This window comes from Streptomyces sp. NPDC044064, assembly GCF_056434245.1.
Genome location: NZ_JBWKFN010000013.1, coordinates 263,651 through 277,563 on the forward strand (window position 1 = coordinate 263,651; position 13,913 = coordinate 277,563).

General features: G+C 71.9%; 5 protein-coding genes. 4 read left to right on the plus strand and 1 reads right to left on the minus strand.

The window, feature by feature from the left end:
- Entirely contained in the window at positions 1 to 7,764 is a 7,764-nt protein-coding gene (locus AC07DS_RS22705) for an amino acid adenylation domain-containing protein (protein ID WP_479147873.1), read from the minus strand.
- A 304-nt stretch (positions 7,765 to 8,068) separates the two neighbouring features.
- On the opposite strand from AC07DS_RS22705, the gene AC07DS_RS22710 reads away from it, so the two are divergent.
- The 4 genes from AC07DS_RS22710 to AC07DS_RS22725 all read left to right on the plus strand — a co-directional run bounded on the left by AC07DS_RS22710 (position 8,069) and on the right by AC07DS_RS22725 (position 13,800).
- Entirely contained in the window at positions 8,069 to 8,767 is a 699-nt protein-coding gene (locus tag AC07DS_RS22710) for a class I SAM-dependent methyltransferase (protein ID WP_479147875.1), read from the plus strand.
- Between the two features lie 64 nt (positions 8,768 to 8,831).
- Entirely contained in the window at positions 8,832 to 10,217 is a 1,386-nt protein-coding gene (locus tag AC07DS_RS22715; RefSeq protein ID WP_479147876.1) for a hypothetical protein, read from the plus strand.
- 184 nt (positions 10,218 to 10,401) lie between these two features.
- Positions 10,402 to 12,780, plus strand: a complete 2,379-nt coding sequence (locus AC07DS_RS22720) for an ATP-binding cassette domain-containing protein (RefSeq protein ID WP_479147878.1) — start codon at positions 10,402 to 10,404, stop codon at positions 12,778 to 12,780.
- A gap of 81 nt (positions 12,781 to 12,861) precedes the next feature.
- The gene (locus tag AC07DS_RS22725) at positions 12,862 to 13,800 is read left to right on the plus strand and encodes an FAD-dependent oxidoreductase (RefSeq protein WP_479147880.1); all 939 of its coding nucleotides are present in this window, start codon (positions 12,862 to 12,864) and stop codon (positions 13,798 to 13,800) included.
- Positions 13,801 to 13,913 lie beyond the last annotated feature (113 nt).

Below are 13,913 nucleotides of genomic sequence, written 5' to 3' on the forward strand. Positions count from 1 at the left end.
CTACCTTTCGCTCATCCTGCGCAGCGGCTTTCGGGAAGAGGCCGACATCTCGTTCCAGCGGTCGGTCAGCTCGGCAACGGTGGGGGCGGTGAACAGGATCCGGATCGGGACCTCCACGCCCAGCTCGGCGCGCACCCGCGCCACCAGGCGGGTGGCCAGCAGCGAATGGCCGCCCAGGGCGAAGAAGTCGTCGTCGATGCCGACGCGCTCCACTCCCAGCACCTCGGCGAACAGCCCGCACAGCACCGCCTCCCGCGGGGTGCGCGGAGCCTGGTACGCCTCCCCCTCGAACTCGGGCCGCGGCAGCGCCAGGCGATCCACCTTTCCGTTCGGTGTCAGCGGCAGCTTGGCCAGCACCACGAACGCCGCCGGGACCATGTACTGCGGCAGCCGCTCCCCCACCAGCGTCCGCAACTGCTCCGCGGGCGGCACGGCGCCGCCCGGCTCGGGCACCAGGTACGCCACCAGCTGCCGGTCGTCCGGGTTGTCCTCGCGGGCGATGACGATCGCCTGGCGGACGGCCGGATGACCGGTCAGGGTGCGCTCGATCTCGGCGGGTTCGATGCGGAACCCGCGCAGCTTGATCTGGTGGTCGGAGCGCCCGAGGTACTCGACCTCGCCCGTGCCGGTCCAGCGGGCCAGATCCCCGCTGCGGTACATCCGCGTGCCCGGCGGACCGAACGGATCGGCCACGAACCGTTCGGCGGTCATGCCCGGTTGGCCGTGATAGCCACGGGCCAGGCCGTGCCCGGCGATCCACAGATCACCGGTCACGCCGGGAGGCACGGGGCGGAGCGTGCGGTCGAGGATGAGGATCCGCGCGTTGGCGACGGGGCCGCCGACGGAGGGCGGCATGCCGGCGGTGCCTGGTGCGAGGCGGGCGGCCGTGGAGTAGATGGTGGCTTCGGTGGGGCCGTAGAGGTTGGTGACCTCGGCGGCGTGCTCGCACAGGGTGTGGGCCAGGGCTGTGGGCAGGGCCTCGCCGCTGGTGATCACGCGGAGCCCGGTCAGGCAGTCCGGGGCGTGAGTGACCAGCACCTGCCAGAGGGCGGGAGTGGCCTGCATGAGGGTGATGCCCGCCCGCTGGACGAGGTCGAGCAGCGCCGAGGGCTGGGTGATGGTGTCCTTGCCGGCCAGCACCACCCGGGCACCGGTCAGCAGGGGCAGGAACAGTTCCAGCGCGGCGATGTCGAACGCGACCGTGGCGACGGCCAGCAGCCGGTCGTCCGGCGACAGCGAGAAACGGTCCCGCATGCCGGTGAGCAGGTTGCTCAGGGTGCCGTGCTCGATGACCACGCCCTTGGGCTTGCCGGTGGAGCCGGAGGTGTAGATGGCGTAGGCGGTGTGGTGGCGGCCGGCCTGGGTCCGCGGGGCGTGGGCGGGCTGGGCGGACAGGTCCGCCGCGGCCAGCCGCCTCGGGTCCAGCACCAGTACGGGCGCGCTGTCCTCGACCACGGACCGCACCCGCGCGGCCGGATACTCCGGGTCCACCGGCACATACGCGCCGCCGGCCTTCCACACCGCGAGCAGCGCCGCGACCAGGTCGAGCGAGCGGGGCAGCAGCACCACAACCCGCGACTGTGGCCCCACCCCCTGCTCGATCAGCCAGTGCGCCAGCCGGTTGGCGCGCTCGTCCAGCTCCCGGTAGGTCAGCCGGTGACCGTCGTGCTCGACGGCCACCGCGTCCGGTGTCGTGGCCGCCTGCTCGGCGATCAGCTCGGGGACGGTCCGCTCGGGCAGCGTGGCCGCGGTGTCGTTCCAGCCGTGCAGCACCTGCTCGCGCTCCGCTTCGAAGAGCACGTCGATCGCGCCGACGGTGGTCTCCGGTTCGGCGGCGAACTGCCGCAGCACCCGCACCAGCCGGCCGGCGATCACCTCCACCTCGGCGTGTGTGAAGGCGTCGCGCCGGTACTGGAAGGAGAGGCGCAGCAGCGGGTCGGCCGCCGCGATGACGGTCAGCGGGTAGTGCGGTGGGGCGTACGGGCGGATGCCGGTCACCGCGAGGTCCGCCGATGCGCCCGCCGCGAAGAGGCCGACGCGGTCGACGGGGAACGACTCGAAGACCACGAGTGTGTCGAACAGCGCGCTCAGCCCGGTCGACCGCTGGATGTCGGCGAGCCCGAGGTGATGGTGCTCCAGCAGCCGCGCCTGGGCGTCCTGCAGCCGGCCCAGCAGCTGCGGGAGGCGGTCGGCCGGCGTGCAGCGCACCCGCACCGGCACCGTGTTGATGAACAGGCCGACCATCGTGTCCACGCCGGGCAGTTCGGACGGCCGGCCGGCGACGGTGGTGCCGAACAGCACGTCCTCGCGGCCGGTCAGCTCGGCGAGTACGACGGCCCACGCGCCCTGCACCAGGGTGTTGGGGGTGACGCCCCACTCGGCGGCTCGGCGTGCCAGCCTGGTGGCGTCCTCGCCGCTCAGTGCCGCGTCGAGCTGCCCGCTGCTGCCGCCGGCCGGGCGTGCCGTGGGTGCCAGGAGGGTCGGTTCCGCCACGCCGGCCAGCTCCGTGGCCCAGGCCTGGGCCGAGCGTGCCGCGTCCTGCCGTGACAGCCACCGCAGGAAGTCCCGGTAGCCGTGGGGGTGCGGCGGGCGGGTGTCGCGGCCGCCCGTCGCGTACAGATCCATCAGTTCGCGCTCGATCAGCGGTACCGACCAGCCGTCGAGCAGGACGTGGTGGGCGGTGAGCGCCAGTTCGGCCCGTTCCGGTCCCAGGGTGACGAGGGTGAGCCGGAGCAGCGGCGGGCTGTCGGGGCGGAAGCGGGTGTCCCGCTCCTCGGCGAGGATCTCCTCGAGCCGTGCCTCGGCCTCGGGGTCGCCGGTGAGGTCCACCTGCCGCCAGGGCAGGGGGACGTCGTCCACCACGATCTGCACGGACTCGCCGGTCGCGCTGGACAGGAAGGCGGTCCTCAGATTCGGGTGCCGCTCCAGCAGGGCCTGGCCCGCGGCCCGTAGGCGCGCCGGGTCGACCGGGCCGCTGAGCCGGAACACGAACTGGGTCTGGTAGGCCTCGGAGGCCGTGTCCGCGAGCATCGTGTGGAACAGCAGGCCGTCCTGCAGCGGTGTGAGCGGCCACACGTCGCTCACCCGGCCGAACCGCCGCTGCCAGGCGTCCAGTTCGGCCTGGCCGACGGGCACCGGTGCCACATCGGACGGAGTGAGGCCGCCTCCACCGATCGTGACGAGGGTGTGCAGGCCGCGCAGGGCGGCGCACCAGGTGCCGGCGAGGTCGCGGACCTCGTCGGCGGACAGCACGCCGGTGGCGAAGGTGAACAGGGCGGTGAGCCGGGCGCCGTCCCCGGTGTCGGTCACCAGGGAGTCGAGTTCGAGTGCGCTGAGCGCCGGCATGCCGGGGTCGGGTGCCGCGACGAGTTCGGCGCATTCCGGCGCGGGCGTCCATCCGGGGCCGCGCGCCGGTTCCGGGCCGTCGAAGGAGTCGAAGGAGAAGTGGCCCAGGAAGTTGAAGCCGATCTCGTCCGCCGGGTACGGGCGCAGCACCGCCGCGGTCTCGTCGTTGAGGTAGCGCAGCAGGGTGTAGCCGATGCCCTGGTCGGGCAGCGCGCGCCGCTGCTCCTTCACCCGCTTGAGGGCGTCACCGGCGGCCGCTCCCCCGGCGATCGCCTCGTCGACATCGATGCCGGAGAGGTCGAACCGGGCCGGGTGGACGGTGGTGAACCAGCCGGCCGTGCGGGACAGGTCCGCGCCCGGGGCCAGCTCCTCGTGCCGGCCGTGGCCTTCCAGGCGTACGACCGTGGCGTCGTCGCTCACTCCGCGCCGGTGCCGGGCCAGCGCCAGGACGAGGGCGGTGAGCAGGACGTCGTCGACGCCGCTGCGATACGCCGCGGGCACCGATGTCAGCACGGCCTCCGTGAGGGCGGCGGGGAGCTGGACGCGCACGGTTTCCGTGGCCGCGGTGACGTCGGTCTCCGGGTCGAACGGCCGGGATCCGACCGCGGCCGCAGGGGCGGCGAGCAGGTCGCGCCACAGTGACACCTCCGCCGCCCGCCCGGGCCGGGTCGCCTCGTCGGTCAGCGCGCGCAGCCACCGGCGCATCGACGTCCCCACCGGCGGCAGCGCGGGCGCCTCGCCGGTGCGGGCCTGCCGCCAGGCCTCGGCCAGGTCGGGGAGCAGCACCCGCCAGGACATGCCGTCGACGACCAGGTGGTGCGCCGCGACGAGCAGCCGTCCGGGGCCGCCGGTGTCCGGTTCGAACCACACCAGCCGGAGCATCGTGCCGTCCGAGGCCCTGATGTCGCGTGTCGCGGCGGCGGCCTCGGTGCGCAGCAGTTCCTGCCACGCCTCCCCCGTCCAGTCGCCCGGGCACGCGACCCGCCTGATGAGCCGGGCCGCGTCGACCGATCCGGGCGGGTGCACCAGCAGACCGTCGTCGACCAGCCGGGAGCGCAGTACGTCGTGCCGGTCGAGGACGGCGCGCACCGTGGCGGTGAGGTTGTCGCGGTCCGTCTCGGCCGGTACCTCCAGCACCAGCCACTGGGCGAGCCGGTCGAGGCCGGGGCCGCGCTCGGCGACGAGCCGTGCCATCGGTGGCAGCGGCAGCAGGCCGACGCCACCGCCGTCGAGTTCGGCGAGTGCCGCCGGGGCGGTGTCCCGGGTGGCGGCCGCGGCCAGCGCGGCGACGGTACGGCACTCGAACACTGTGCGCGGGCTGAGCGCGAGGCCGGCCGCCCGGGCGCGGGCGACCACCTGGATGGCCCGGATGCTGTCGCCGCCGAGCGTGAAGAAGTCGTCGTCCACCCCGATCCGGCTCAGCCCGAGCACCTCGCCGAACGCCGTCGCCAGGACGTGCTCCTCGCCGGTGCGGGCCGGCCGGTGAGCCCGGCCGGTGAACTCCGGCTCGGGCAGTGACGCCCGGTCCAGCTTGCCGTTCGCGGTCAGCGGCAGCCGGTCCAGCGGCACGAACGCGGCGGGTACCAGGTGGGCGGGCAGCCGGGCCGCGACGAAGCCCCGCAGCTCGGCGATGTCCAGCCCGGCGTGGAGGTCCCAGTCCGCGCCGGATCCGCGGGTGCCGCCGGAGGTCGTCGGCACGATGTAGGCGACGAGCTGGGCGGCCCCGTCGGCGCCGCGCCCGCGCCGGGCGAGGACGGTGGCCTGCGCCACCCCGGGGTGCGCGGCCAGCGTCGCCTCGATCTCCGCCGGCTCGACCCGGAAGCCACGGATCTTCACCTGGTGATCGGCGCGTCCGGCGAACTCCAGCTCGCCGTTCTCGTTCCAGCGCGCCAGGTCGCCGGTCCGGTACATGCGCTGCCCGGGCGGGCCGAACGGGCAGGCGACGAAGCGTTCCGCGGTGAGGGCCGAGCGGCCGTGGTAGCCCCTGGCGAGGCCTGCGCCCGCGATGTACAGGTCGCCGTACACCCCGGGCGGGACCAGTCCGAGCCGGCTGTCGAGCACGTACAGCGCGGTGTTCCAGATCGGTGTGCCGATCGGTACGGTGCCCGCCCCGGGCCGGTACTGCCACTCGGTGACGTCCACGGCCGCCTCCGTCGGCCCGTACAGGTTGTGCAGGGGCACGCCCAGCAACTCGTGGAAGCAGGAGGCGAGTTCGGCGGGCAGTGCCTCGCCGCTGCAGATGACGCGGCGCAGGCCGGTGCAGGCGCCCGCCTCCTCCTCGTTGACGAACTCGGCGAGCATCGACGGAACGAAGTGCAGCGTCGTGACCCCGGCGCGCCGGATCAGCCCGGCGAGATAGGCCGGATCGCGGTGCCCGTCGGGGCGTGCCACGACGAGGCCGGCGCCGGTGATCAGCGGCCAGAAGAACTCCCAGACCGACACGTCGAAGGAGGCGGAGGTCTTCTGCAGCACCCGGTCGGAGCCGTCCAGCCGGAAGCGGTCCTGCATCCACAGCAGTCGGTTGACGATCGCCGCATGGGTGACGACGGTGCCCTTGGGCCGGCCGGTCGATCCCGATGTGTAGATCATGTACGCCGGGTGTTCGACGGAGTGCGGCACGAGCGCGGTGGGTCCGTCGGTGAGCTGGGCCTCGTCGACCGTGATCAGGGGGATGTCCGTCGGGGGCAGCCGGTCCGCCGTGCCCTTGACCGACAGGAGCAGCGTCGGTCCGGCGTCGGCGAGCATGAACTCCACCCGTGCGGCCGGGTAGTCGGGGTCGACCGGGACGTAGGCGGCGCCCGCCTTCAGTACGGCGACGAGTGCGACGACCAGCTCGAGCGAACGGGGAATCGCGACGGCGACGAACCGTTCCGGCCCCGCGCCGCCCTCGACGAGCATGCGGGCCAGCCGGCCGGACCGGTCGGCCAGTTCCCGGTAGGTCAGGGAGGTGTCCTCGAAGGTCACAGCGATCGCGTCGGGTGTGGCGGCGGCCTGCCGCTCCAGCAGTTCCGTCAGCGTCAGGCCGGCCGGGGCGACCTCGAGACCGGCGAACTCGGCGAGAAGCGCGTGGTGTTCGGCGGTGCTGAGCACGCTGACGTCCCCGAGCCGGGCGCGCGGGTCGGCCAGGGCGGCCCGGACGAAGGTCACGAACCTGTCGGCGAGACCGGCGACGTCCTGGTCCCCGTAGTGCGCCTGCGGGGCGTCGAAGCGGACGAACAGGTCGCTGTCGGCCCCGCCGTCGGTGTAGGTCGAGATCATCACCTCGTCGATCACACCGAACGTGCCGCCGGCGAACCGTGCCACGCTGCCCGCGAGGTCGAGCGCCTCGACGAAGGGGATGACGTTGACGAGGGCGCCGAACGGGCTGCGCACCGACCCGGCGTGCCCCGTCGCCCGCTTGATCAGGGACACGTCGTGGCCCGCATGCCGCAGCACCCGCCGCCGTTCCTGGGCAAGCGCCTCGGCCAGCTCCACGAGGGTCGCGGCGGGCGGCACCTCGACCCGGACCGGAAGCCGGTTGGAGAGCAGGCCGAGGGAGAGCCGCAGGGCGCCGACGCGGTGGTTGACGGTGAACTCGTGCAGGGGTTCCGGGACGGCGCACATGTGCTGCAGGAACGCGGTGGCCGCCGCCGCGAGCAGGTCCGGCAGGCTCGTCCCGACCGTGTCGGCCGTGCGTCGCCAGGCGGCGAGTTCGGCGGCCGGGATCCGCGCGGTGCGGGTGGTCATGCCCAGCGGCCGGGTGAGGCCGTCCCAGGGCCCGGACGCTCCGTCGTCGCCGGCGGGGCGGACGCCGGCGGGAAGGCGCGCCGCGGCCGGCTCGTCGGCGAGGTAGTCCCGCCAGAACTCCTCGGCCTCGGCGAACCGTTTCGACGCCCGGTACGCGGCGTCCTTCTGCCGGGCGTCTCCCCGCGCGTTCGCGGGAAGCTCCGGTACGGCGGAACCGGAGCGCAGCGCGCGGTAGATCTCCGCGATCCGCCGGGACAGCAGCGTGACGACGCCGAACGCGTCGGTGACGATGTGGTGGAAGACGAGAACCACGAGGTGGTGGGTGGCGCCGAGGCGGATCGAGCCGATCCGGAAGAGGGCGTCCGCACCCAGGTCGAACGGCCGGCTCACCAGCTCGGCGACCACAGCCCGGGCCGCGTCGCCGGGGTCGCCCGCGTCGCTGACGTCGAAGTGGAACGGCTCCGGTCGCTCCGGATCGCGGGCCACCGCGCGCAGACCACCCTCGTCCCGGCGGAAGTTCAGTGTCAGCGCCCCGGCCTCGGACACCGCCGTCCGCAGCGCCTCGGTGATCAGGGGGATGTCCAGGTCACCGTCGACGTCCCACAGCGTCACCACATTGTTCGGCCGGTCGGGGGCAAGCTCCTGTTGGAGCCACATGGCCTCCTGCACCGCCGTGACGCCGGTGTAACCCATCCAGAGTCCCCCCTGTAAATGTGGTATCCAGATCAGCGGCCAGTCGCTGTGCCTGATCGTGGTCGCCGCTCTGAGGTGGATCAACCGACGTGAAAGATGTCGGCCAGAAACCCAGCCAGACCCGGACGTACGGCCCGCGGTCGGCTTGAACGACCTGATCAGGGCGGCATTCGCCGCACCGTGGCATCACCGCTGCCGGGAATGACGGTGGCCGGCCGGCGGCCGTCGGGCGGGGTCCACAGGGCTTTGACAGAAGTCGGCAAGAGATCGAAAGCGGAACCGGGGACGGCGCAATCATGGCCGCATGACTGAACCCGCTTCCCTGCCGGACGGAATCGACGCGCTGACCCATGTCTTCGACGCCGTCTACCGCGGCGAGAGCCCGTTCGGCAAGCGTCCGCCCTGGGACATCGGCGGGCCGCAGCCGGCCTTCGTCGCACTCGAGGAAGCCGGACTCATCAGCGGTGCGGTGCTCGACGCGGGCTGCGGCACCGGCGAGGACATACTCCATCTGGCGGGCAGGGGCTACTCGGTGACGGGGCTCGACCTTTCGTCCGAGGCGGTCGCCATCGCGCGGCGCAAGGCCGGGGAGCGCGGACTCGACGCCACCTTCGCCGTCGCCAACGCCCTCGAACTCGCAGGCTACGAGGGGCGTTTCGACACCGTCGTCGACTGCGGCCTGGCGCACAGCTTCGACGCCGACAGGCTGCGGACCTACGCGGCGGCGCTGTACCGCGTCTGCCGCCCGGGGGCGCTCGTGCATGTGCTGGAGGTCAGCGACCGGGGGGCCGCGCAGATGCAGGCGCGGCTCGCCGAAGTGATCGAGGGGATTCCGGCCTCGGAGCCGCCCGGTCCGAAGCGGACCGCCGACGACCTGCGCCAGGGCTTCGCCGACGGCTGGACCGTCGAGTCCGTCACCGACACGACCATGCACGGGATTCTGCCGCCCACATCAGAGCCCCTCGAACTGCCCGCCTGGCTGGGCCGATTCCGCCGCAACTGACCCGGGATCCATCGACCGGGCAATGTCCGAACCGCGCATCCGGCCCGTGTGAAGGTGATGAATCATGAAGGCACGCGCAGGCAAGCTGCTACGGCTCCTGGCACCCTCACAGCCCAACCGGGCGACCAGACGCAGGAGCCCGCGGACATGCACCCCGCCGAACTCGCCGCAGTGGAGCGGTGTCGCCCGCGGCGCGTTCCGGTTCGCCTTCGTCTACGCGGGGTCCTACTGCCTGACGACACCCCAGATCTTTCTGACGCTGCGGGGCGGCGGACTGGGGCACAAGCAGGAGGCGGCCGAAGCCTGGGCGAAGCTCTGGTCGATGCGTCCGGTGCGGAAGTGGGTAGCCGCCCACGTATTCGACAAGGAATTGGGTGAGCGCTTCGACGGTGGCGACGACCTGAACGCGTGGGTGGGGCAGTTCACCTGGCTGCTGGGCGCCGCCGCGGCGACACCGGTGTGGTCCCTGCTGGACCGGCGCCGGACGAACTACGAGACGCTGGACCCGTGGTTCAAGGTGGTCGTCCGGTTCTGTCTCGCGGGGCAGATGTTCTCCTACGGTGCCGCCAAAGCGATTCCCTTGCAATTTCACCTGCCACTCACCAAACTCGTCGAGCCGTTCGGCAATTTCAGCCCCATGAGCGTGCTGTGGGCTCAGACGGGTTCCTCCAAGCCGTACCAAGTCCTGCTGGGCTGCGCGGAAATCGCCGGCGGACTGCTTCTGGTCCTGCCGCGGACGGCGACGCTGGGTGCGCTGCTGTGCGCGATGGAACTGACCCAGGTGTTCATTCTGAACATGACCTTCGACGTCCCGGTGAAGATCCATTCGTTCCATCTGCTCCTGCTGAGCCTGGTGCTGCTCGCACCGGAATCGGCGCGCCTGGCCGAAGCCCTCCTGTCGGACCGTGCGGTCCGCCCGTCGTCCGCGCAGGAGCTGTTCCGCTCGCCCGGCGCGAACCGGATCGCCGCGGCCGCGCAGGTCGCGGCCGGTCTGTGGCTGCTGCGCGCACAGCTGCGCAATGACTGGTCGGTCTGGAAGACGTACGGCGGCGGACGGGAAAAGCCCGAACTGTACGGCATCTGGGACGTGGCGGAATTCACGGTCGACGGGGAGCGACAGCCCCCGCTGACGACCGACGTACAACGATGGCGTCGCGTCGTTTTCGACTCCGCCGACGCCGTCACCATCCAGCGCATGGACGATTCTCTCGACGGCGGCTATGTCGCGGCGGTCGACCTCGACAGTCATTCGATGAGCCTGCTCAAGATGGCCGATCCGAAGTGGAACGCGACTTTCGCGCTCCAGCGTCCCGACGACGACGAACTGACCCTGGAAGGCGAAGTCGACGGCTACCGGCTGCGGGTGCGACTCCACCGGCTGAATCTCGCCGAATTCCCTCTGGTCGACCGTGGTTTCCACTGGGTGCAGGACAACTCGTACATGGCGTAACGGTGGCGTGGTAGCTTCGGGCCGCAGTAGCGGTATCCGATGACCTCAGTTGACACATTTCAAACAACAACGGCATTCCGGCGTTCGTGCCGACGCGCAACGTGTCCGGCGGACGAGGTCACCATCAGCTCGATTCGGGCCCTACGACGACGGCGTGCCGTGGCCGACACCTGGGAGGGACGCCATGACCGCCGGCACGAGGACGGACTTAGAGTCGTCTGCGCTGCACGCCGCCGACAGCCACGATCTGATCCGCGTGCACGGTGCGCGTGAGAACAACCTCAAGAACGTCGACGTGGAGATCCCCAAGCGCCGGCTGACCGTGTTCACCGGTGTCTCCGGCTCGGGCAAGAGCTCGCTGGTGTTCGACACGATCGCCGCGGAGTCGCAGCGGCTGATCAACGAGACCTACAGCGCCTTCATCCAGGGCTTCATGCCCACACTGGCCCGCCCCGAGGTGGACGTCCTCGACGGGCTGACGACCGCGATCATCGTCGACCAGCAGCCGATGGGCACCAGCCCGCGCTCCACGGTCGGCACCGCCACCGACGCGGGCGCGTTGCTGCGCATCCTGTTCAGCCGGCTCGCCAAGCCGTACATCGGCTCGCAGAAGGCGTTCGCCTTCAACGTCGCCACCGCCGACGCGTCGGGCACGCTGGTGGTGAACGGCAAGAAGATCGAGAAGGGCTTCAGCGTCGTCGGCGGCATGTGTCTGCGCTGCGAGGGCATGGGCTCGGTCACCGACATCGATGCGGCCCAGCTCTACGACGACTCCAAGTCGCTGGCCGACGGCGCGATCACCGTCCCCGGCTGGAAGCCCGACGGCTGGGTGGTGCAGTCGTTCACCGAGTCGGGCTTCCTCGACCCGCACAAGCCGATCCGCGACTACACCGACCAGGAGCGGGACGACTTCCTGCACCGGGACCCGGTCAAGGTCAAGGTCAAGGGGATCAACACCACCTACGAGGGCCTGCTCGCGCGGGTCCGGAAATCGTTCCTGACCAAGGACAAGGAAGCGCTGCAGCCGCACATCCGCGCCTTCGTGGAGCGGGCGGTGGCGTTCTCGGTCTGTCCGGAGTGCGACGGCACCCGGCTCAGCGCGCTGACCCGGTCCGCGAAGATCGACGGCGTCAGCATCGCCGACGCCTGCGCGATGCAGATCAGCGATCTGGCCGCATGGATCCGCGCCATCGACGACCCGTCGGTCGCGACGCTGCTGAAGGTTCTCGACGAGACCCTCAGCTCGTTCGTCTCGATCGGGCTTGGCTACCTCTCGCTCGACCGGGCGTCGGGCACGCTCTCGGGCGGTGAGGCCCAGCGCGTCAAGATGGTCCGCCACCTCGGCTCCGCGCTCACCGACGTCACCTACGTCTTCGACGAGCCCACGGTCGGTCTGCACCCGCACGACATCCAGCGCATGAACGACCTGCTGCTGCGGCTGCGCGACAAGGGCAACACCGTGCTCGTCGTGGAGCACAAGCCGGAGACGATCCTGATCGCCGACCACGTGGTCGACATCGGTCCGAAGGCCGGTACGGGCGGCGGCCAGGTGGTCTTCGAGGGCACCGTCGAGGCGCTGCGGACCAGCGGCACCGTCACCGGACGGCACCTGGACGACCGGGCCTCGGTGAAGCCCTCGGTGCGCAGCGCGTCCGGCGTGCTGGAGGTGCGCGGCGCGGCGGCCCACAACCTGCAGGACGTCGACGTGGACATCCCGCTCGGCGTGCTCACCGTGCTCACCGGCGTCGCGGGCTCCGGCAAGAGTTCCCTGATCCGCGGCTCGGTGGCCGGGCGGGACGGCGTGGTGACGGTGGACCAGTCGCCCATCAAGGGTTCCCGGCGCAGCAACCCGGCGACCTTCACCGGAATGCTCGAACCGATCCGCAAGGCGTTCGCCAAGGCCAACGGCGTCAAGCCGGCGCTGTTCAGCCCCAACTCCGAGGGCGCCTGCCCCAACTGCAAGGGCGCCGGCGTCATCTACACCGACCTGGCGATCATGGCCGGTGTCGCCACGACCTGCGAGGAGTGCGAGGGGAAGCGGTTCCAGGAGTCGGTGCTCAGGTACCGCCTCGGCGGCCGGGACATCAGCGAGTTGTTCGCGATGCCGGTGGTCGAGGCCGTGGAGTTCTTCCGCACCGGTGAGGCGCGTACGCCGGCCGCGCACTCCGTGCTCACCCGGCTCGACGATGTCGGGCTGGGCTACCTCAGCCTCGGCCAGCCGCTCACCACCCTGTCCGGCGGCGAGCGGCAGCGTCTCAAGCTGGCCACCAACATGGCCGGTACGGGAGACATCTACATCCTCGACGAGCCGACCAGCGGCCTGCACCTCGCCGACGTCGAGCAACTCCTCGCCCTGCTCGACCGGTTGGTCGACTCCGGCAAGTCGGTGATCGTCGTCGAGCACCACCAGGCGGTCATGGCGCACGCCGACTGGATCATCGATCTCGGCCCCGGTGCCGGTCACGACGGCGGCCGGATCGTCTTCGAGGGCACCCCCGCCGACCTGGTGGCCGCCCGCTCGACCCTCACCGGCGAGCACCTGGCGCAGTACGTCGGCGGCTGAGCAGCCCCTCGCCTTGTACGGCCCCGTCCCGGCAGGACCGGGACGGGGCCCGGCCAAGTTCCCGACGGAAGGTACCGACCCATGTCCTCGAACAGCGAAACCGAAACGGTCGTCGTAGGGGCCGGCCCCGCCGGGCTCACGGCAGCGCTCGCCCTGGCCAGGTACCGTACGCGAGTGGTCCTCGTGGACAGCCCGCGCGCACCACGGAACAGCGCGTCGGGAGGCGTCCACGGGCATGTCGGTCTGGACGGCGCCGCTCCCGCCGAGATCCGCTCGCGCGCCTGGAAGGAACTCTCCCGGTACGCGACCGTGGAGCTTCGGGAAGCCGACGTCGAGGGCGTGCGCACCAAGGACGGCGGCCGCTTCCATGTCGCTCTCGGCAACGGCGACACCGTCGAGGCTCCGACCGTCCTGCTCGCCACCGGTGTCGTCGACATCCATCCGGAACAGGTGGCCGGGTTCTCGGACTGCTGGGGCCGGAGCGTGATCCACTGCCCGTTCTGCCTCGGCGAGGAGAACGCCGGCCGGCGCTGGGGCGTCGTCGTGGACAACGCGGAACTCGCCACGTTCTCCGCGGTGGCGTTCCGTGCGTGGAGCAGCGACACGGTCGCCATCTGCCGTGCGTCGATGCCGGGTCTGGAGGGTGCGCGCACCGCCGCGCGGAGCATGGGCGGTGACGTCGTCACGGGCACGATCAGCCGCCTTCTGCACCGTGAGGGAGCGTTGTACGCGGTCGAGTTCGACGACGGTCGCGTCCTGGAGCGGGAGACACTGGTGTGGACGCCGGCCCAGCGGCAACAGCCCGTCGTCGCCCGGGCGGTCGACGAGCTGAAGCTGACGGTCGACGACGCGGGCTATCTGAGCGTCGACGACACCCAGTGCACCGGCGTCCCGGGCCTGTACGCGGCCGGGGACCTGGCGTCCCGGTGGAAGCAGTCGTTCACCGCGGCGGCCGCGGCGGGTGCCACGGCGGCCGAGGCCGTCCACGCGTCGTTGATCATGAACGCCGTCCGCGGCTGAACCGCACACGGACCACGTCGTGGGGGGGGGGGGGGGGGGGGGGGGGGGGGGGGGGGGGGGGGGGGGGGGGGGGGGGGGGGGGGGGGGGGGGGGGGGGGGGGGGGGGGGGGGGG